We start from the raw sequence: 16,846 nt of genomic DNA, 5'->3' as shown, positions 1-16,846 counted from the left end.
GTTGCGGGGCTGCAGTCAGGCGCGTAATGCTTTGACGTATGAAACATATTGCTCCCTTGTTCGCAGCTGCGCTGCTGGCTCCGCAGGACGCCGGGTCGCACCCGCATATCTTTGTCGATACCGCGCTGAAGGTGATTGTCTCGGACTCGGGGCAGCTGGAAGCGGTTGAGATCACCTGGGCCTATGACGAGTTCTATTCGCTGCTGATCTTCGAGGACCGGGGACTGGACAGCGATTACGATGGTGCGCTGACGGCGGAGGAGCTGGCCAAGCTGCAAGGGTTCGACATGGCCTGGACCGAGGGGTTCGAGGGCGATACTTACCTGACCCGCGACGGCGCCGGGCTGGAAATGGGGGCACCGGTGCATCTGGCGACGGAAGTCGCGGACGGGCGCATCACCACCCGGCACCGCCGCGCGCTGGTGCAGCCGCAGGCGGCGGACGGGGTGGTGATCAAGGCATATGACCCGGGCTATTACACCGCTTACACGATGACCGGCGGGCTGGAGGTCTCCGGCGGCTGCCAGGGCAGCATCACGCCGCCGGATCTGGATGCGGCCTATACCAAGGTGGAGGAGCTTCTGTATGCGATGCCGGCCGATCAGGCAGAGGAGGCATACCCTGAGGTGGGCGAGGCCTTTGCCGATACTGTGCGGCTGAGCTGCGGGGCGTAAGGTGCGGATTTTCCTGACCATAGCTGCGCTGGGCGTGGCGGGTCTGGCGCTGTGGCTCTGGGGGTTTGGCGGGGCCGGGGTGGTGTCGGCCTGGGCGGCGGAAGGGCAGCGGGAGGCGCAGAACGCGATGGCGCGGGGGCTGCGGGCCTTGCGCGCGGGCGAGCCGGGCGCGCTGATGGCGCTGCTGAGCTTGTGCTTTGCTTACGGGTTCTTCCACGCCGCAGGTCCTGGCCATGGCAAACTGGTGATCGGCGGCTATGGCATGGGCAAGCCGGTGCCGCTGGCCCGGCTGGCCGGGCTGGCGCTGGCGTCCTCGCTGGCGCAGGCGGCCACAGCGGTGCTGCTGGTGGCGGGCGGGCTGATGCTGCTGGACTGGGGGCGCGAGCAGCTGACCAGTGCGGCAGAGGACGTGCTGGCGCCGTTGTCCTACGGGCTGATTGCGCTGGTGGGCCTGTGGCTGCTGGCGCGGGGCCTGCGGCGGCTGCTGGGCAGCCGGGCTGGCGGACACGGGGCCCATGATCATGACCACCATCATGAGGCTGGGGAGGTGTGTTCCTCCTGCGGGCACCGGCACGGGCCGACCGTGGAGGAAGCGGCGAATGTCCATTCGCTGCGCGATGCGCTGGCAATTGTGGGCGCGGTGGCGCTGCGGCCTTGCACCGGGGCGGTGTTCCTGCTGCTGCTGACTTGGCGGATGGGCGTTTTGTGGTCCGGGATTGCCGGCGCCTTTGCCATGGGGCTGGGCACCGCCACGGTCACCGTCGCTGTGGCCGCGGCTGCCGTCACCATGCGCAAGGGGGCGCTGGCGCAGATGCAGGGAACGGGCGCCTTGCGCGCTGCCGCGGTGCTGGAGATCCTCGCGGGTGGCGTTGTTGCCGTGCTGGCGGGTCAGATCATGCTGCGGGCGCTGTAACGGTCACACGTCCAGGGCTTCCTGCAGAAGAGTGAACATCGGCTCCAGCGTCAGGTAGGCGGACATCAGCGCCGCCATCGGCGCGTTCTGTTCGCGCGGACTCATCTCGTGCCAGAAGGTGAGGGACTTGCGCTGCAGCAGGTGCCCGTGGGGATGGGCCTTGCCATAGGGGGCAGGGACTCGTTTCAGCTCGGGTTCATTCGCGGCAAAGCCCTTGAGCGCCAGGATGTCCACGAGGGCTGCGGCCTCATCCCCGGTTTCTCCGTCCACCGCCTCGCGCCAGGCAGGCAACTGTGCCTTGGTGAAGTTCATGATGCCGCCGCCGGTGGTGCAGGACTTGGGGTCGATGCCGAAGAACAGCGCGCAGCCTGCGCCGTTCACAGTCCACATCATGTGCAGATGGGTCTTGTAGGGCGTCTTGTCCTTGGAAAACCGGATGTCGCGCTGGGGGCGGAACAGTCTGGGCACCGCTTGCGCGCCGGTCCGTTTGGTGATCGCCTGCGCGACCTCGTCCAGAAGCAGCAGGGCGGGCGACTTGAGCTGCGTCTCATAGCGGTCCTTGTGCGCGGTGAACCACTCGCGGTTGTTGTTCTGCGACAGCTCTTTCAGAAAGGCGCGGGTGTCGGGGATCAGCTGCGCAAAAGGGTCGGTCATCGGAAATGGCTCCTGCAGGCGGTGGGGCGTCTGTGCAGAATACCACCATGCGCCTGTGCGAGGGGCAAGGAGACTCTGCTCTTGCCGGAACCGTCCGGCAAGCCTAAGGCTGGCTTCATGAGCACGTTAACCAACCGACACACCGAAATGTCACCGGGCGGCCATGCCCGGGCGATTGCCGTTCTTGGCCTGCCGCTGATCGGCGGCCACGTGGCGCAGTTTGCCATTGGCCTGACCGATACGGTCATGCTGGGCTGGTACGGGGTGGAGGCGCTGGCGGCGGTGACGCTGGGCTCGACCTATTTCTTTTCGATCTTTCTGCTGGGGTCCGGCTTTGCCTTTGCGGTGATGCCGATGGTGGCGGCTGCGGCGGGCGCTGGAGAGGAGCGGCAGATCCGCCGCTCCACCCGCATGGGGCTGTGGCTGTCACTGGCCTATGGCGCGCTGGCGATGCCCTTGCTGTGGTGGTCGGAGCCGATCCTGCTGCTGCTGGGGCAGGAGCCCGAGGTGGCCCATGCGGCGGCAGAGTATCTGCGGATTGCCGGCTGGGCGATCTTTCCGGCGCTGTTGTACATGGTGGCCAAGTCCTATCTGGCGGCGCTGGAGCGGACCCAGATCGTGCTGTGGCTGTCGGTGTTCGGAGCGGTGCTGAACGCGCTGGTGAACTATGCGCTGATTTTCGGCAATTGGGGCGCGCCGGAGCTGGGGATTACCGGGGCGGCGATAGCGTCCCTTGTGACCAACGGTGTGTCCTTTGTGCTGGTGCTGGCCTATGCACTGAAGGTGCTGCCGGAGCATGAGCTGCTGAAGAACTTCCAGCGGCCCGACTGGGAGATGCTGGGCCGGGTGTTCCGGATGGGCACGCCGATCGGCCTCACGACGCTGAGCGAGAGCAGCCTGTTTGCGGCCTCGGCGATGATGATGGGGTGGCTGGGCACGGTGCCGCTGGCGGCGCATGGGATTGCGATCTCGCTGGCGGGGCTCACATTCATGGTGCACCTGGGGCTGTCCAATGCCGCCACCATCCGGGCGGGCAATGCCTTTGGCCGCGGCGACCGGGCGCATATGGCGCGCGGCGGCAAGGTGGTGACGGCGATGTCGCTGGGGGTTTCAGTGGTGGGCGTCACCCTGTTCCTGACCATTCCCGGCCCGCTGATGTCGCTGTTCCTGGACTCGGCGGACCCGCAGAAGGATCAGATCCTGCTGATCGGTGCGGGGCTGCTGGCAGCGGCAGCGCTGTTTCAGATGATGGACGGGATGCAGGCGATTGCGCTGGGCCTGCTGCGCGGGGTGCAGGATACCGGCGTGCCGATGGTGATTGCCGCGCTCAGCTATTGGGCGGTGGGCATTCCGGCCTCCTATGTGATGGGGTTTGTATTCGGCTGGGGCGGTGTTGGCGTCTGGATGGGGCTCGTTGCCGGCCTGACGACGGCGGGGCTGTTCCTGATGAAACGGTTCTGGGGGCAGTCGATCAAGCTGGTGGGGGCAAAGCCCGCGTAGGCCGGGCTGGGCCGCACAGCGCTTGTCAGTCCGTGCCGCTGCCGCGCCCCATGATGTGGATCGGGGAAAACGCTCCGAGGATCAAGCGGCGGTGGTCAAAGGGGATCTCGACGGGGATGTCGAAGCGGGTGTCTTTGGCGATGCGGGCTTCGGCGTCCTCCATCTCCCCCCTGCTGGGCCAGACCTGCCAGGAGAGGACGATGCGCTCCCCCGGGCGGGCAGCCACAGCGCGGCGGAAATCGGTGTGCTGGCCGTCGGGCACGTTGTCCTCCCAGGAGTCGACAATCTCCAAACAGCCGTATTCGCGGAACAGCTCGGCACTGGTCTTGGCCCAGGCCTTGTAGGCCTCGAAGTTTTCTTCGGGGACGGGGATCACAAATCCGGCGACATACATGGCGGCCCTCCCTAGGATCGGCCCGGGCACCGCCCGGCCTTGGCGAGTTTGGCACGGGGCGGCGTTTCACTCCAGCGTCTTGCTGAGGGCCGCGGCGCGGGGTTGACCGCCTGGTGCCCTGCGGGCAGGATTCCGGAACAGCCTGATTTTCAACCGGAAAGCCCCTTGCCATGATGACCGACGACGACAAGCGACTGCTGCGGATTGCCTATGAGGAAGCCAAGGCAGGTTTTGACGAGGGCGGTTGTCCGATCGGTTCGGTGCTGGCGCGCGGCGGCCAGGTGGTGGCGCAGGGGCGCAATCAGCGGGTGCAGAAGGGCGATCCGATTGCCCATGGCGAGATGGATGCGCTGCGCAAGGCCGGGCGGCAGAAGACCTACCGGGACACGGTGCTGTATACCTCGCTGTCGCCTTGCATGATGTGCAGCGGCACCATCGTGCAGTTCGGTATTCCGCGGGTGGTGATCGGCGACACGCAGAACTTTGGCGGCAACGAGGAGTTCCTGCGCGCGCGCGGCGTGGAAGTGGTGATTGCCGAGGACCCGGACTGCATCGCGCTGATGCAGCGGTTCATCCGCGAAAAGCCGGAGCTGTGGGCGGAAGACATCGCCGAGTAGGACGCCCGGGCGGTCAGAACCAGTAATAGGGCACCTGGTAATGATCGTAGATGCTTTCCTCGTGCTTGCGGTCCCGGTGCCAGCCCTCGTATTGCGCGGGGGCGCTTTCCAGCTGATCAGGGGTGATGCTGGTGCGGAACCCTTGCAGGCCGCTGTCGTAGGAAAGTGAGCCCCAGGGGATAACGTATTCCTGTTCGCCAAGGCCCAGGAACCCGCCGAACGTCACGATGGCATAGGCCGCTTTGCCGGATGATTTGTCGATCATCAGGTGATCAATGGTGCCGGCCTTTTCCCCGGCTTCATCATAGACCGCGGTGCCGGTCACATCGTTTGTGGAGACGAGACTGCTGTCAGTGCCGTGTTGAGCCTGTTGCATGGGTTTTCTCCTGTTGGTGGTGTGATGGAAACTCAACGTTCCGGCCCTGCGATTGTTCCGGCGGCGCGTTGGCCGGGGCGATGGATGAGCGGCATATGTGCTAGGCTCGCAGCGAACCCGCCGCTGCGGCGCAAAGGAGGCTGCCATGGGGCTCAGGATTGCTATTGAACACGCAGGCAGGCGTCTGGCTGCGGTACTGGCGCTGATGCTTTCCTGCCTTGCGCCTATGGCGCTGATGGCGGAGCCGCCGCGGGCGGGGCTGATGTGGAACCGTACCGGGCTGCCGGCGGTGTTCCCCTTGCAGGTCAAGACGCCGGAGGGGGCGGATTATTATCTCACCCTCAGCGATGCGCAGACCGGAGAGGCGGCGCTGGCGGCCTATATCGAGGGCGGCGAATTCTTCAAGGTGCTGGTGCCGCCTGGGCGCTATGTGCTGCGTTTTGCCAGCGGGGAGGTCTGGCAGGGCGAGGACCGGCTGTTCGGGCCGGGTGCCCTGACGCAGCGGTTTGAGCTGCCGCATCCGCTGGAATTCGCCATTCGCGGGGCTGGTATAAAGGGCGGTCACGTCGTGACGCTGTCGCGGGACCGGCCGGGCGGAGGGGTGCGGGCAGCGGTGAAGGCCCAGTACATCTGCCAGATCGCTAGCGTGGAGGGCGCGGAGCCTCTGACCGGGCGCGCGAGCGCCAGCCGCCCGTTCTGGCTGGGCGGCGATGCGCGTTCAAGGGCAATTCTGCATCTGCGGTGGCGGCTGGAACTGGGCGGGCCGGGGTCCGGGACACCGCTGGAGCGGTGGCAGCGCAGCCTGTTTGTGCTGGGCAACCCGCTGCTGCCGCCGCGGCCTTCGGGGCTGGACAGCCGGACCGGGCAGCGGCTGCCGCAGATGCGGTTCCCGTCCTATTCGGTGCGGTCGCTAATCTGCGGGTGATTTGGCCGCATAAACAATGTCTTACTCGCCGCCGCGGGCCTTGATCAGCCGGTCTGCCTTCTTGCGCACCAGCACGCTGCGCAGGTCGTGCATGGCCAGCAGCAGGGCGTCTGTGACTTCCTCCAGCTGCTCATCCGTGGCACGGCTGTTGGCCCAGTGGGCGGTGAGGTTCAGATGGTCGATGGCGCGGTGGATATCATCGGTATCGCGGGCCGCGAGGGTGGCGGTGCGGGCCTCCATCCAGGACTTGATCTCGGCAATGTCCTGATCGCTGAGCTGGCGCTGGCCGTGCGGTTTGATCTCGCCGTTGCGGATGTTCACAACGGCGATCTGGTCCATCTCGATCCGCCGCTGGCGGTTCTCGGTGTCGACGCGGAAGACAAAAGCGCCGTTCTCGCGGACACGGAAGTAATATTCCGGCAGATCGGCGCTCATGTCTGGTCTCCTGTTTATTTGAGCGACGCGCAGAAGTTCTGGATGCGGCTGCAAGCCTCCTCCAGCGCGGCGTCAGAGGTGGCGTAGCTGACCCGGAAGTTCGGCGACAGGCCGAAGGCAGCGCCAAAGACCACGGCGACATCGGCCTCTTCCAGAAGCGCGGTGGCGAAATCCTCGTCGGTTTCGATCACCTTGCCAGCCGGCGTGGTCTTGCCGATCAAACCGGCGATGGAGGGGTAGACGTAAAACGCGCCCTCCGGCGTGGGGCAGGAGATGCCGTCGATTTCGTTCAGCATCGAGACCACCAGATCGCGGCGGCGGACAAACATTTCGTTGTTGGGGGCCAGGAAGTCCTGGGTGCCGTTCAGCGCCTCCACCGCGGCCCATTGGCTGACCGAGCAGGGGTTGGAGGTGGACTGCGACTGGACCTTGCGCATCGCCGCGATCAGCTGTTCCGGGCCTGCGGCATAGCCGATGCGCCAGCCGGTCATCGCATAGGCCTTGGAGACGCCATTGCAGGTGAGGGTGCGGTCATAAAGCTGCGGCTCCACCTGGGCCGGGGTGCAGAATTCGAACCCGTCATAGGCGAGGTGCTCATACATGTCGTCGGTCATCACCCAGACGTGCGGATGGCGCAGCAGCACATCTGTCAGCTCCTTCAGTTCCGCCCGGCTGTAGCCCGCGCCGGTGGGGTTGGAGGGGGAGTTGAAGATGAACCATTTGGTCTTGGGGGTGATCGCGGCCTCCAGCTGATCGGCGGTCAGCTTGAAATTCGTTTGCAGCGAGGTTTCAGCAATGACCGGGGTGCCGCCGGCCAGCAGCACCATGTCGGGGTAGGAGACCCAGTAGGGGGCGGGGATCACCACCTCGTCCCCCTCGTTCAGGGTGGCCATCAGGGCGTTGTAGAGCGTCTGCTTACCGCCGGTGCCGACAGAGACCTGCGCCGGTGTGTAGTCGAGACCGTGATCGCGCTTCATCTTGGCGCAGATGGCCTGTTTCAGCTCCGGGATACCGTCGGGGGCGGTGTATTTGGTCTTGCCCGCGGCGATGGCGGCGACGGCTGCGTCCTTGATGTTCTGCGGCGTGTCAAAGTCCGGCTCGCCCGCGCTGAGGCCAATGACGTCGCGTCCGGCTGCCTTCAGTTCGGCGGCTTTTGCCGTCATCGCGATGGTGGGTGACGGTTTGACGCGCGAGAGTGTCTCGGACAGGAAAGACATTGGCTGTGCCCCGGTTTGTATGTTCTGCGGAACTGTCATAGGGTGCCGCCAAACAGCGATCAAGCTGCATTGGCGATTTGAGTTAGGAGAACTGACATGACTGAGCAGAACACAGACTGGTACGGCCCGGATGCAGCAACTTTCGGTGACCGCGTAGCGGCTGCGCGCGAGGCTGCCGGGATGACCCAGGGCCAGCTTGCGCGCCGGCTTGGGATCAAGAAATCGACCCTCAGCGCCTGGGAACGCGACCTGGCTGAGCCGCGCGCCAACAAGCTGACGATGCTGGCCGGCGTCTTGAACGTGTCGATGTCCTGGCTGCTGACCGGCGAAGGCGAAGGCATGTCGGAACCGGCCCCGCTGGAGCTGGAAGCAGGCGATTTCACAAGCGTCCTGAACGAGTTGCGCGACCTGCGCAGCGAAATGCGCCAGAACGCGGAGCGGGCGGCACGGCTGGAGAAGAAGCTGCGGACCCTGCTGCAGGTCAATGACGGCCAGACCACCGAAGTTGCCTGAGACCGAAATGCAGGAAGACCGGACCATCCGCCTGAAGCGGCTGCAGATGCGCTCTATGCGCAGGGGTATCAAGGAAATGGATATCCTGCTGTCGGCCTTTGCAGCCGCCAATCTGGAGCAGATGGACGCTGCGCAGCTGGATCTTTATGACCAGCTGCTGCACGAAAACGACCAGGATCTGTACCAGTGGGTGACCGGCCAGGCGGAACCGCATGAGCGGTTCCGCGCACTGGTCGCAGACATAGCGCAAACGCACCAAAAATAATAAAATCCCGGCTTAACTGATTTTTCGGGAATTGTTGGCATCTTGTCTCAGAAGCAAATTCGAGTCGGAGATGCGAATGAGTATGGAAATGCCAATTGGCCAGACGGACCGCAAAGGTTTCATGACTGGCTATCTGGAGGCGCTGGCCCTTGTCGAGCGTCTCCACCGTCTGCTGCTGGATGTCATCAAGGACGAGTTTGAACGCGTTGGCGTGCTGGAAATCAACGCGGTTCAGGCGCTCTTGCTGTTCAACATCGGCGACAATGAGGTGACAGCCGGGGAACTGAAGACCCGCGGCTATTATCAGGGCAGCAATGTCAGCTACAACCTGAAGAAGCTGGTCGAGATGGGCTATATGCACCACCAGCGCTGCGAGATTGACCGCCGCTCGGTGCGGGTGCGCCTGACCCAGCGCGGCCGCGAAATCCGCGATATCGTGTCGGCGCTGTTCTCCCGCCATGCCGAAGGGCTGGAGGGAAAGAACGTGATCTCTTCGCAGGGCATCGAGGACATTACCGCCTCGCTCAAGCGGGTGGAGCGCTACTGGTCGGATCAGATCCGCTATATTTACTAAGGCGCTGGCCGGGCAATCATCCCGGCGGGCAACGGGCCGCAAAATGCCGGCAAAGCACCGGCAGGCCGAAACGGGGCATGAGGGGAAACCGTGCTCCGGTTGTATTGGAGGGTAAAGCGCCGGGATCCGGGAAGGGGCCACGGCTGAAGGTTGCAGAAGTAACCGCCCTTGTTACCGCGTGTGTGTTTTGCCGCAAGGGCAGGGGAATCCTCTGCCGCGGGGCGTGGTTGACGTTGTTATGTTTTGCAGGAAACCGGAAGGCGGGTCTTTGCACCGCCGGGCACGGACAGCACCAGACAGGCGCTGTGCCGGTTTTTTGCGTTTTGGGAAGCTATGCAATTGCCTGCTCCGCGGCAGGCTGAAGCGCAGGGCTTGGAGGCGTGGCTGGACGGGTCCGGCCCTCCACCGGCAGCGGCCGGGGTTGTTTGTGCGTGAGCAAGCGAGGCAGCGGACGGGAGCAGAGCGGTTTAGCTTCGGTTGCCGGCTGCCAGTAATAGCGTGGCAGGGGCTGCGTTGCCTGCATCAGAGGATCACCTGCCTGGCGAATTCCTGTTCGACAACGCTGCGGATGAAGTCTGCAAGCTTGAGGAAGGCGGGCGGGCTGCCGCTGCTGCGGCGCCAGGCGAGCCCGGCTTGCCGGTAAAGCACCGGCTGCATGGGGACCACGGCGACGTCGCCTTCTCCGCGTTTGACCTCCGACTCGACGTAAAGCGCGGGCAGCAGAGTTGCGCCCATGCCGAGCGACACCATCTGTCGGAGCGCATCGAGGCTGGTGCCCTCGAAATCCTCGCGCAGGTTCGCGCCTGACGCCGCGCTGAGGTGCGAAACCTGACGGCTCAGCGTGTAGGACGGGTTCAGGCTGAGCAGGCTTTCCCCGTCCAGATCCGCAGGTCTCACCCGTTCCCGGCCCGCCAGCGGATGGTCGCGCGCCACCGCCAGGCTCAGCGGCTCGCGGAACAGGAACGTGTGGCGGATGTCATCGCGCGGGACCGGCAGCTGGGTCAGGATCAGATCGTGCCTGCCCGCCAGCAGATCCTCGGTCAGCTCGCGCGGGGGGGCGTCGCGGATGACCAGCTTGAGGTCCGGAAAGGACTGATGCAGGCGCCGCAGCACCCGCGGCAGCAGGTAGGGGCCGATGGTCGGCGAAGACCCCAGCCGCAGAGTGCCCTCAAGCTGGTTGCCGGAGGCCCCGGCCGTTTGGCTGAGCCGCTCCACATCCTGAAGGATCCTTTCGGCCTGGGCCGCGGTGTCCCGGCCTGCCGGTGTTAGGATCAGGCCGCTGCGCCGCCGTTCGATCAGGCGTGTGTCCAGGGCTTTTTCCAGCGCGGCGATCTGGAGGCTGAGAGAGGGCTGGCTGATGCCCAGCTGCCGGGCGGCATTGCGGTACTGCAGCGCCTTGCTGAGGACTGCGAAATAGCGGAGCTGGCGCAGGGTGATCTCCGGCATGTGTGGCCCTTCCTCGCATTGAATAGGTAAAACCTATCTTTATCAGCAATACTATTGGGTTCTTAAAGGGTAACGCCAGCCCATCTTGAAAGGGAGGCCGCGGTTTGCCGCGTTGCCGGACACCGGACAAAAGGAGGCAATTGATGAAGAACAGTCCACGGGTAAAGGTTTTCTCGCTGCAGGTCAGGCTGGCCAAGCTGCGCCTGAAGCATCAGTCGCTGAAGGCGAAAATCGCCAAAGAGCTGAAACGCCCGTCGCCGTGCAGCATGATGCTGCAGGGGCTGAAGCGCCAGCGCCTGCGGACCAAGGATGAGATCATGCGCTGCCTGGGCCAGCTGCGCCGCACCGGGCTGCCTGGCTTCAAGCAGCAGCAATCCGCGTAAGGGGGCGGTGATGTTTCAGTTTACCCATCCGCTCAGCGGCGCAGGCCTTATGCACAGCGCCGACCTGGACGATATGCGGGCGGCCATACTCGATGACGGAGGCGAAGAGGATGACGACGGTCCCGACGGCGGCAGCCCTTTCATCGCCGCAAAGGGTACGGGTGTGACCATTACATGCGGAAATAAAGTCCGCCGGGCCTGAGGCGCCGCACGATGGCGCATTCCGCGCCGCCGCCTGACGCCCTCCGGTGCAAGCCGGAGGGCTGTTTCGTTCGCGCATAGAGCAAGGCAATGGCCGCGGGTGATCCGCGGGACGCCTGCGGCTTGCCCGGTCGGTTACCAGTGGCCGGTGTTTTCCATGCTTGCCCAGGGTTCTGCCGGAGCCAGGGAGTCGCCGTTTTGCAGCAGCTCGACCGAGACATTGTCGGGCGAGCGCACGAACGCCATGTGCCCATCACGCGGCGGCCGGTTAATGGTGACGCCATTGTCCATAAGATGCTGGCAGGTGGCATAGATATCGTCCACCCCATAGGCGAGATGGCCGAAATGGCGGCTGTCATCCGGCAGCCCCTCGTCGCCGTCCCAGTTGTAAGTCAGCTCCAGCGGGGTTTCCTCCTGGCCCGGCGGCGCCATGAAGACCAGGGTGAAGCGGCCCTGCTCATTTTCCCAGCGGCGGGTTTCCTTGAGGCCCAGCAGCTCATAGAAAGCCATGGATTTCTCCAGGTCTTTCACCCGGACCATCGTGTGCAGATATTTGAGGGGCATGGGGGGTCTCCTGTTATCACTTTCAGGGACTTTAGCGGGGCAGGGCGCGAAGGCCAGTAAAAGCGCCGGGCAGTCTCAGAATTTTGACTCGATCCCCAGGGAGATGGAGAATTCCGAGCTGTCGAAGCGGCTGTGGTTGGAGCTGCGCTTGCCGGCCCGGACCCGCAGCATCGGGGCAAATCCGGCGTAGTCATAGTCTTCAAAGAACAGGTTCAGGTCGGCGTAGACAGAGTGGTCCTTGCGCCCGCCGGGAATGGGTTGCCAGGTGCTGCCATCAAAGAAGGTGTGGTCCGGGTAATCTGCGGTCCCCAGGATCAGGCCGGTGCTGATCCTGGCGGGGCCTATCAACTGCCCGAAGGCATAGCCGACGCGGAAGGTGGCGGTATGGCCGCTTGAGTTCACGCTGTCTGCCTGGGTGTCGCGCAGGCCGAGTGTGAAGCTGAGGCTGCTGCCGTTTTCGAGCTTGCGGGACAATGACGCGCCCAGGCCGAAGACGTCGGCGTTCAAAGTGGCCAAACGCGGGTCCAGGCGGTGTTCGGCACTGCCGTTGAGGGTGAGAGAGCTGCGGGGGGACAAGGCCCAGCTCCGGGCAGCGGACAGTTTCGCAAGATTGTAATTCCTTTGGCCGCCGTACCAGGAGGTGGCGGCTGTCAGGGCAACCCGGGCGCTGCCGCGCTTTTCCGCGGGGCCGGCGGCGAAGGCGTGGCTCAAGGTGATCTCGCCATAGGTCGATCCGAATTCGGAGTTCCGCGGCGTAGTGGTTCCGGTGCTGGCGGCGAGGTCTGCCGCTTCTTCCTTGGCGCTGGAGGACAGCGCCACCCGCTGCACGTACAGGCGTCCGCTGAGCGTGGTCAGGCTGGCGTCGCTTTGGCGCAGGCGGCGGGTTATGCCCGCATCAAGGGTTCCCGTCAGGCCGGACAGGGCAATGGCCCGCGGCCCGAACCTGTTTTCATGCGAGGAGAGACCGTCGATTTCCTGTGTAGCGGCGTCGGAGCCGCTGTTCACATTGTTCGACGGCTTCAGCCCGCCGGTCAGCCGGAAGGACCAGGGGCTGATACGCCGCAGCGCCTGATAGTCCTTGGCGATCAGCTCCTCGGCTTTGTTGTCTGGTGCGTACACTGCCGTGCGGCGCAGCCAGTACTGCGACAGGACCGGGCTGCCGCCCTGAAAGGCCAGCCGGGAGGCAAGCTGGGCCATCTGGTATTTGGTGGCGCTGTCGGGGGCAAAGCGGAAGGCGCGGGCGGCGGATTTGCGGCCTTTTCCCGGCTGTCCCGCCTGTGCATAGGCGGCGGCCTGAAGGTGCCAGGCGACGTGATTCCTGCGGTCAGCCTGCAGCAGCGCATCCGACAGCCGCAGCGCCAGCTGCGGGTTGCCGGAGCGCAGCGCGTGCGCTGCCAGAACATGCCCCTGCTGGAGCGACAGGTGCATCTGGGGCTGTTTGGTCTCCTGGGCGGAGGGCTGGGCCGTTGCCAGGCCCAGCATCAGACATGCCGCAACGGCCTTGCGCATGGCTTAGGGGCAGGCCGGGTCCGCGCTGGCGCCATCGCAGGAGTCCAGGACGAAGATGCCGTATTCTTCAATGGGAACCGTGCCGCCGCTAAGGGCGCTGATGTGGTCGGTGGCGTGAATGGAACCGGCGACTGCGGCGGCATTGGACCCGGAGAAGACGCCGCCATATTGACCGACTGAACTGCCGTTATTGGAGAGGTCTCCGGTGAAGCTGCCGTCAGAGGCAATGTCGGTGGGGGTGAGGGCGATGTCTTCGACCGCGGTCGAGGGCTGATCGGTAATCTGACGGTTGTAGATGCTGCCTTTGACCCGGTTGTCGGTGAAATCGGCGTTGATGAAGACGTCGCCGGTAACCTCAGCCGCCTGGCCGGGCAGAATGGACGGGTCGGTTCCGTTGGAGGGATCGATCAGGTCGCCTTTGTCGCCGTCGACGTTCAGCAGGCCAACGTAGCTGCCGGCGTAGCTGACAATGCCTGTACCGCTTTGACTGGTGTCCGGTGCAGAAAAGTTGCCGCTGCGGCCGTAGGTGGTGCCGCCCTGGAAATAGCCGAATTGCCCGCCGGTCACGACCACTGTTGCATAGCCGCCTTCGGTTTCGCGCACATAGGCAGTGGAATGTTCCGTCAATGCGTTGTCCTGGACGGTGTAGGCTTCATAACCGGCCCGGTCGAGCGCCGGCTTGCGCACGTATGTGGCGGAGAACGGAGAGTCATCCAAGCCAACACCTGTAACCGTCAGGGTTTGATCGGCGGCGTTGTAGCTGACGCTGTCCACATCCCCCGCAAGATCTTCGGGGATCGTTCCGGTGACGTCCGTGGGGTCATCGTCACTCGTGATGAAAGGGTTGCCCCCGCCGCACGCGGACAGCGCGGACGCCGCCGCGATCCCTAGCCAAAACCGCCTCATCTGCCTCTACCTCAATATCTTTATCGTTTTGCGCCACCTTCGGGCGGCGCTGCGGCAAAGTCAATTGAACACTGCGGATTCCGGTGCAACCGTGGCGGATGCGCTACCTGTATGTAGGTTTCGCGCGGGCTGAGCGTGGCATATATTGTGCAGCAGGGCGGGCGAAGCGGTTATTTTTCCCCTTGGCGGCTGGCCAGCCAGCGGGTATTGCGGAGCGTGATAATCCGGTAAAAACCAGGGGGGCTCCATGCAGCAGTATCTGGATCAGCTACGCCACATTCTGGACAATGGCGTGCCGTCGGACGACCGCACCGGCACCGGCACGCTGAGCTGTTTCGGGATGCAGGCACGCTACAGCCTGGCCGATGGGTTCCCGCTGGTGACCACCAAGAAATTGCATCTGCGCTCGATCATCCACGAGCTTCTGTGGTTTCTGTCGGGCGACACCAACATCCGCTACCTGAAGGAAAACGGCGTTTCGATCTGGGACGAATGGGCGGATGAGAACGGCGATCTGGGCCCGGTTTACGGCCATCAGTGGCGCCGGTTTCCCAAGCTTGAACTGGCCGAAGGCACAATGGGGGATGAGCCGCTTTACCGCGCCGGCAGCGTCGATCAGATCGCGGATCTGGTGGAGATGATCCGCAAAAGCCCCGACAGCCGCCGCCTGATCGTGTCGGCCTGGAACCCGGGTGATGTGCCGGACATGGCGCTGCCGCCCTGCCACACGCTGTGGCAGGTGCGGGTGGCGGGCGGCAAGATGCATTTGCAGCTGTACCAGCGCTCCGCCGACATGTTCCTGGGTGTGCCGTTCAACATCGCCTCTTACGCGCTGCTGCTGGCCATGCTGGCGCATGTGACCGGGTATGAGGCGGGGGATTTCGTGCACACGATGGGCGATGCGCATATCTATTCCAACCATGTGGAGCAGGTGCAGCTGCAACTGTCGCGCACGCCCAAGCCGCTGCCGCAGCTGCGGATCAAGCGGCAGGTCAGCTCGATTTTCGATTTCAAGTACGAGGATTTCGAGATCCTGAACTATGACCCGGATCCGGTGATCAAAGCGCCGGTTGCGGTCTGATTTCAAAGGAAAGCTCTCATGATTACCCTGATCGCTGCGCGGGCGCGCAACGGGGCCATTGGCAAGGACAATGACATCCCCTGGTTTGCGCCGGAGGATCTGAAGGCGTTTCAGCGCGAAACTTTGGGCGGTGCCATCATCATGGGCCGCAACACCTGGGACAGCCTGCCGGTGAAGCCTTTGAAGAACCGGCTGAACCTGGTGGTGTCCTCGAACCCTGATGCGGCGGAGACCGTGCTGCCGTCGATCGGAGCGGCGGTGGCGGAGGCCCATGCGCAAGGGTACAGGCGCGTTTACGGCATTGGCGGAGAGGGGATCTACCGCGGAATGCTGGGCATGGCGGACCGGCTGCTGATCACCGAGGTGGATTTGACCGTTGCAGAACCCGATGCCTATTTCCCCGAGTTCGACCCGGACAATTGGATCAAGGCCGGCGAAACGGTCCTGCGGGAGAGCGATCCGGCCTGTGTGATGGTTGAGTATTTGCGGCGGGCGTGACGGAGCCTGAAGGCGCTGCCCGCGATTGCCTGCGCCCAGCCCAAGTCCGGGCGCAGTGCATAATCAATTGATCAAAGCGCCTTGAGATCAGCAGCCATTTTCCGGCCGTCTCGGCCTTCGGACAGCTCGTAGCCGATCTTCATATTGTCGGCGAGGCCGGTCATGCCCGACCGTTCCACCGCGGAAATGTGCACAAACACATCCTTGCCGCCTTCATCGGGTTCAATAAACCCATACCCCTTGGTGGTGTTAAACCACTTCACGGTGCCGCTTGGCATTTCCCGTGTCTCCTTCTACTTTGCACTCTGCCTTGGGGGCTGCCCAAGGCATCCGGTACGTTCCCTGCCAAATTTCCGTAGGGTGAGGCCGGACAGCCATGAGTGTTGCACGGGCCGGGCAAAAATCAAGAGAAACCGGTGAATTCTACCATAAATTGTATTCGCCCCTCCGTGGGGCGGAGGGAGGAAGCATGAAAATCTACGGGCTGAAGACTTGCGATACCTGCCGTAAGGCGTTGAAGCAGCTACCGGATTCGGTCTTGGTCGATATCCGCACGGATGGGGTGCCGGACGGCCTGCTGGAGGCGGCATATGCGCAATTCGGCGCCAAGCTGGTCAATACGCGGTCAACCACTTGGCGCGGGCTCAGCGAGGCGGAGCGGGGCGGTGAACCGCTGAGCCTGCTTCGGGCGCATCCGGCGCTGATGAAGCGGCCGCTGATCGACCGCGACGGGGAATTATTCCTGGGTTGGGATCAGAACACGCGCGCTGCCCTTGGTGCCGCGTGACCGGCTGACTATGTCGGTACGGCAGATTTTGGGAGATTGAAGATGCGCAATGCAGCGCTGGTACTGGGGATCATCGCCGGTATTTTCGGCATGATCGTGGGTTTTTTCGGCTACGGCTACACCGCTGCGGTCGAGCATTTCGGCGAGGTCGAAGGGCTGGCCGAACATGTTGGCAATGTGCAGCAGCTGCGGCTGCTGGCTGTGCTGTCGCCGCTGCTGGCGATTGCGGGCGGAGCGATGGCGCGGGCGCGGGCTCTGTGGGGCGGCGTGCTGCTGCTGGGGTCCGCGGCGGGCATGTATGCGGGTTTCGGCTTTAACGTCTTTACCATCTTCCCGATCAGCTTTGCCGTCACCGCCGGGCTGATGGCGCTGGCCGCGGGGCAGCCGGATGAGCCCAAAGCGCATTTCTGAGAC

General features: G+C 64.1%; 24 protein-coding genes. 14 read left to right on the top strand and 10 right to left on the bottom strand.

The window, feature by feature from the left end; translation table 11 throughout:
* The first annotated feature begins 38 nt into the window (after positions 1 to 38).
* Positions 39 to 674, top strand: a complete 636-nt coding sequence (locus AC4HIX_RS07655) for a DUF1007 family protein (protein ID WP_490398533.1) — start codon at positions 39 to 41, stop codon at positions 672 to 674.
* Position 675: 1 nt separating this feature from the next.
* Positions 676 to 1,587 (top strand): nickel/cobalt transporter, encoded by a 912-nt coding sequence (locus AC4HIX_RS07650; RefSeq protein ID WP_490398532.1) that lies wholly within the window; start codon positions 676 to 678, stop codon positions 1,585 to 1,587.
* A 3-nt stretch (positions 1,588 to 1,590) separates the two neighbouring features.
* Here AC4HIX_RS07650 and AC4HIX_RS07645 read toward each other — a convergent pair whose 3' ends face one another.
* Positions 1,591 to 2,241 (bottom strand): TIGR02453 family protein, encoded by a 651-nt coding sequence (locus AC4HIX_RS07645; RefSeq protein ID WP_490398531.1) that lies wholly within the window; start codon positions 2,239 to 2,241, stop codon positions 1,591 to 1,593.
* A gap of 117 nt (positions 2,242 to 2,358) precedes the next feature.
* Between AC4HIX_RS07645 and AC4HIX_RS07640 the strand changes: the two genes are divergently transcribed.
* Positions 2,359 to 3,741, top strand: coding sequence for an MATE family efflux transporter (locus AC4HIX_RS07640; protein ID WP_475051086.1), 1,383 nt, complete (start codon positions 2,359 to 2,361; stop codon positions 3,739 to 3,741).
* A gap of 25 nt (positions 3,742 to 3,766) precedes the next feature.
* Here AC4HIX_RS07640 and AC4HIX_RS07635 read toward each other — a convergent pair whose 3' ends face one another.
* A complete protein-coding gene (locus AC4HIX_RS07635) occupies positions 3,767 to 4,135 on the bottom strand; it encodes a DUF1428 domain-containing protein (RefSeq protein ID WP_490398530.1) in 369 nt (122 codons plus the stop codon).
* A 170-nt stretch (positions 4,136 to 4,305) separates the two neighbouring features.
* On the opposite strand from AC4HIX_RS07635, the gene AC4HIX_RS07630 reads away from it, so the two are divergent.
* Positions 4,306 to 4,752, top strand: coding sequence for a nucleoside deaminase (locus AC4HIX_RS07630; RefSeq protein ID WP_490398529.1), 447 nt, complete (start codon positions 4,306 to 4,308; stop codon positions 4,750 to 4,752).
* Positions 4,753 to 4,765: 13 nt separating this feature from the next.
* On the opposite strand, the gene AC4HIX_RS07625 is transcribed toward AC4HIX_RS07630, so the two are convergent.
* A complete protein-coding gene (locus AC4HIX_RS07625) occupies positions 4,766 to 5,128 on the bottom strand; it encodes a PRC-barrel domain-containing protein (RefSeq protein WP_490398528.1) in 363 nt (120 codons plus the stop codon).
* 145 nt (positions 5,129 to 5,273) lie between these two features.
* On the opposite strand from AC4HIX_RS07625, the gene AC4HIX_RS07620 reads away from it, so the two are divergent.
* The gene (locus tag AC4HIX_RS07620) at positions 5,274 to 6,053 is read left to right on the top strand and encodes a hypothetical protein (RefSeq protein ID WP_490398527.1); all 780 of its coding nucleotides are present in this window, start codon (positions 5,274 to 5,276) and stop codon (positions 6,051 to 6,053) included.
* 21 nt (positions 6,054 to 6,074) lie between these two features.
* Here the strand turns inward: AC4HIX_RS07620 and AC4HIX_RS07615 are convergent, their stop codons facing one another.
* On the bottom strand, positions 6,075 to 6,488 hold the full coding sequence (locus AC4HIX_RS07615) for a hypothetical protein (RefSeq protein WP_490398526.1): 414 nt from the start codon (positions 6,486 to 6,488) through the stop codon (positions 6,075 to 6,077).
* Positions 6,489 to 6,502: 14 nt separating this feature from the next.
* Positions 6,503 to 7,705: a pyridoxal phosphate-dependent aminotransferase gene (locus AC4HIX_RS07610; RefSeq protein WP_490398525.1), complete on the bottom strand. Its 1,203-nt coding sequence runs from the start codon at positions 7,703 to 7,705 to the stop codon at positions 6,503 to 6,505.
* 96 nt (positions 7,706 to 7,801) lie between these two features.
* On the opposite strand from AC4HIX_RS07610, the gene AC4HIX_RS07605 reads away from it, so the two are divergent.
* The 3 genes from AC4HIX_RS07605 to AC4HIX_RS07595 all read left to right on the top strand — a co-directional run bounded on the left by AC4HIX_RS07605 (position 7,802) and on the right by AC4HIX_RS07595 (position 9,057).
* Positions 7,802 to 8,218, top strand: coding sequence for a helix-turn-helix domain-containing protein (locus AC4HIX_RS07605; protein WP_475051097.1), 417 nt, complete (start codon positions 7,802 to 7,804; stop codon positions 8,216 to 8,218).
* A gap of 7 nt (positions 8,219 to 8,225) precedes the next feature.
* A complete protein-coding gene (locus tag AC4HIX_RS07600; protein WP_475051099.1) occupies positions 8,226 to 8,483 on the top strand; it encodes a succinate dehydrogenase assembly factor 2 in 258 nt (85 codons plus the stop codon).
* A 76-nt stretch (positions 8,484 to 8,559) separates the two neighbouring features.
* The gene (locus AC4HIX_RS07595; RefSeq protein ID WP_475051100.1) at positions 8,560 to 9,057 is read left to right on the top strand and encodes a MarR family winged helix-turn-helix transcriptional regulator; all 498 of its coding nucleotides are present in this window, start codon (positions 8,560 to 8,562) and stop codon (positions 9,055 to 9,057) included.
* 522 nt (positions 9,058 to 9,579) lie between these two features.
* On the opposite strand, the gene AC4HIX_RS07590 is transcribed toward AC4HIX_RS07595, so the two are convergent.
* Positions 9,580 to 10,503 (bottom strand): hydrogen peroxide-inducible genes activator, encoded by a 924-nt coding sequence (locus AC4HIX_RS07590; RefSeq protein ID WP_475051101.1) that lies wholly within the window; start codon positions 10,501 to 10,503, stop codon positions 9,580 to 9,582.
* Between the two features lie 143 nt (positions 10,504 to 10,646).
* On the opposite strand from AC4HIX_RS07590, the gene AC4HIX_RS07585 reads away from it, so the two are divergent.
* Entirely contained in the window at positions 10,647 to 10,886 is a 240-nt protein-coding gene (locus AC4HIX_RS07585; RefSeq protein WP_475051102.1) for a YdcH family protein, read from the top strand.
* Positions 10,887 to 10,896: 10 nt separating this feature from the next.
* Positions 10,897 to 11,088: a hypothetical protein gene (locus AC4HIX_RS07580; RefSeq protein ID WP_475051103.1), complete on the top strand. Its 192-nt coding sequence runs from the start codon at positions 10,897 to 10,899 to the stop codon at positions 11,086 to 11,088.
* Positions 11,089 to 11,222: 134 nt separating this feature from the next.
* Here the strand turns inward: AC4HIX_RS07580 and AC4HIX_RS07575 are convergent, their stop codons facing one another.
* The 3 genes from AC4HIX_RS07575 to AC4HIX_RS07565 form a co-directional block, all read right to left on the bottom strand.
* Positions 11,223 to 11,651 carry a VOC family protein gene (locus AC4HIX_RS07575; protein WP_490398524.1) on the bottom strand — a complete coding sequence of 143 codons (429 nt, stop codon included), beginning with the start codon at positions 11,649 to 11,651 and terminating at the stop codon, positions 11,223 to 11,225.
* A 75-nt stretch (positions 11,652 to 11,726) separates the two neighbouring features.
* Positions 11,727 to 13,079: a porin family protein gene (locus AC4HIX_RS07570; RefSeq protein ID WP_490398523.1), complete on the bottom strand. Its 1,353-nt coding sequence runs from the start codon at positions 13,077 to 13,079 to the stop codon at positions 11,727 to 11,729.
* Between the two features lie 84 nt (positions 13,080 to 13,163).
* A complete protein-coding gene (locus AC4HIX_RS07565; RefSeq protein WP_475051108.1) occupies positions 13,164 to 14,066 on the bottom strand; it encodes a HupA family protein in 903 nt (300 codons plus the stop codon).
* Between the two features lie 247 nt (positions 14,067 to 14,313).
* Here AC4HIX_RS07565 and AC4HIX_RS07560 point away from each other — a divergent pair, with 247 nt between their 5' ends.
* Together AC4HIX_RS07560 and AC4HIX_RS07555 are read left to right on the top strand one after the other, a co-directional pair.
* Complete coding sequence (locus AC4HIX_RS07560) at positions 14,314 to 15,147, top strand: thymidylate synthase (protein ID WP_475051110.1); 834 nt, start codon at positions 14,314 to 14,316, stop codon at positions 15,145 to 15,147.
* 18 nt (positions 15,148 to 15,165) lie between these two features.
* Positions 15,166 to 15,645 (top strand): dihydrofolate reductase, encoded by a 480-nt coding sequence (locus AC4HIX_RS07555; protein ID WP_490398522.1) that lies wholly within the window; start codon positions 15,166 to 15,168, stop codon positions 15,643 to 15,645.
* Between the two features lie 71 nt (positions 15,646 to 15,716).
* On the opposite strand, the gene AC4HIX_RS07550 is transcribed toward AC4HIX_RS07555, so the two are convergent.
* On the bottom strand, positions 15,717 to 15,923 hold the full coding sequence (locus tag AC4HIX_RS07550; protein WP_475051112.1) for a cold-shock protein: 207 nt from the start codon (positions 15,921 to 15,923) through the stop codon (positions 15,717 to 15,719).
* A 191-nt stretch (positions 15,924 to 16,114) separates the two neighbouring features.
* Between AC4HIX_RS07550 and AC4HIX_RS07545 the strand changes: the two genes are divergently transcribed.
* Positions 16,115 to 16,432 carry an arsenate reductase family protein gene (locus AC4HIX_RS07545; protein WP_490398521.1) on the top strand — a complete coding sequence of 106 codons (318 nt, stop codon included), beginning with the start codon at positions 16,115 to 16,117 and terminating at the stop codon, positions 16,430 to 16,432.
* Between the two features lie 42 nt (positions 16,433 to 16,474).
* The gene (locus AC4HIX_RS07540) at positions 16,475 to 16,843 is read left to right on the top strand and encodes a hypothetical protein (RefSeq protein WP_490398520.1); all 369 of its coding nucleotides are present in this window, start codon (positions 16,475 to 16,477) and stop codon (positions 16,841 to 16,843) included.
* Positions 16,844 to 16,846: the final 3 nt, after the last annotated feature.

This window comes from Leisingera sp. (assembly GCF_982940295.1).
Note: the sequence above shows the minus strand (reverse complement) of the source record. Positions and strands in the feature narration are given on the sequence as shown.

Coding starts and splice junctions, on each gene's coding strand:
- AC4HIX_RS07640 (WP_475051086.1), top strand. CDS start 2,359: ATGAGCACGTTAACCAACCGACACACCGAAATGTCACCGGGCGGCCAT.
- AC4HIX_RS07615 (WP_490398526.1), bottom strand. CDS start 6,488: ATGAGCGCCGATCTGCCGGAATATTACTTCCGTGTCCGCGAGAACGGC.
- AC4HIX_RS07655 (WP_490398533.1), top strand. CDS start 39: ATGAAACATATTGCTCCCTTGTTCGCAGCTGCGCTGCTGGCTCCGCAG.
- AC4HIX_RS07625 (WP_490398528.1), bottom strand. CDS start 5,128: ATGCAACAGGCTCAACACGGCACTGACAGCAGTCTCGTCTCCACAAAC.
- AC4HIX_RS07595 (WP_475051100.1), top strand. CDS start 8,560: ATGAGTATGGAAATGCCAATTGGCCAGACGGACCGCAAAGGTTTCATG.
- AC4HIX_RS07635 (WP_490398530.1), bottom strand. CDS start 4,135: ATGTATGTCGCCGGATTTGTGATCCCCGTCCCCGAAGAAAACTTCGAG.
- AC4HIX_RS07585 (WP_475051102.1), top strand. CDS start 10,647: ATGAAGAACAGTCCACGGGTAAAGGTTTTCTCGCTGCAGGTCAGGCTG.
- AC4HIX_RS07570 (WP_490398523.1), bottom strand. CDS start 13,079: ATGCACCTGTCGCTCCAGCAGGGGCATGTTCTGGCAGCGCACGCGCTG.
- AC4HIX_RS07565 (WP_475051108.1), bottom strand. CDS start 14,066: ATGAGGCGGTTTTGGCTAGGGATCGCGGCGGCGTCCGCGCTGTCCGCG.
- AC4HIX_RS07560 (WP_475051110.1), top strand. CDS start 14,314: ATGCAGCAGTATCTGGATCAGCTACGCCACATTCTGGACAATGGCGTG.
- AC4HIX_RS07550 (WP_475051112.1), bottom strand. CDS start 15,923: ATGCCAAGCGGCACCGTGAAGTGGTTTAACACCACCAAGGGGTATGGG.
- AC4HIX_RS07600 (WP_475051099.1), top strand. CDS start 8,226: ATGCAGGAAGACCGGACCATCCGCCTGAAGCGGCTGCAGATGCGCTCT.
- AC4HIX_RS07630 (WP_490398529.1), top strand. CDS start 4,306: ATGATGACCGACGACGACAAGCGACTGCTGCGGATTGCCTATGAGGAA.
- AC4HIX_RS07540 (WP_490398520.1), top strand. CDS start 16,475: ATGCGCAATGCAGCGCTGGTACTGGGGATCATCGCCGGTATTTTCGGC.
- AC4HIX_RS07605 (WP_475051097.1), top strand. CDS start 7,802: ATGACTGAGCAGAACACAGACTGGTACGGCCCGGATGCAGCAACTTTC.
- AC4HIX_RS07580 (WP_475051103.1), top strand. CDS start 10,897: ATGTTTCAGTTTACCCATCCGCTCAGCGGCGCAGGCCTTATGCACAGC.
- AC4HIX_RS07590 (WP_475051101.1), bottom strand. CDS start 10,503: ATGCCGGAGATCACCCTGCGCCAGCTCCGCTATTTCGCAGTCCTCAGC.
- AC4HIX_RS07555 (WP_490398522.1), top strand. CDS start 15,166: ATGATTACCCTGATCGCTGCGCGGGCGCGCAACGGGGCCATTGGCAAG.
- AC4HIX_RS07545 (WP_490398521.1), top strand. CDS start 16,115: ATGAAAATCTACGGGCTGAAGACTTGCGATACCTGCCGTAAGGCGTTG.
- AC4HIX_RS07575 (WP_490398524.1), bottom strand. CDS start 11,651: ATGCCCCTCAAATATCTGCACACGATGGTCCGGGTGAAAGACCTGGAG.
- AC4HIX_RS07610 (WP_490398525.1), bottom strand. CDS start 7,705: ATGTCTTTCCTGTCCGAGACACTCTCGCGCGTCAAACCGTCACCCACC.
- AC4HIX_RS07620 (WP_490398527.1), top strand. CDS start 5,274: ATGGGGCTCAGGATTGCTATTGAACACGCAGGCAGGCGTCTGGCTGCG.
- AC4HIX_RS07645 (WP_490398531.1), bottom strand. CDS start 2,241: ATGACCGACCCTTTTGCGCAGCTGATCCCCGACACCCGCGCCTTTCTG.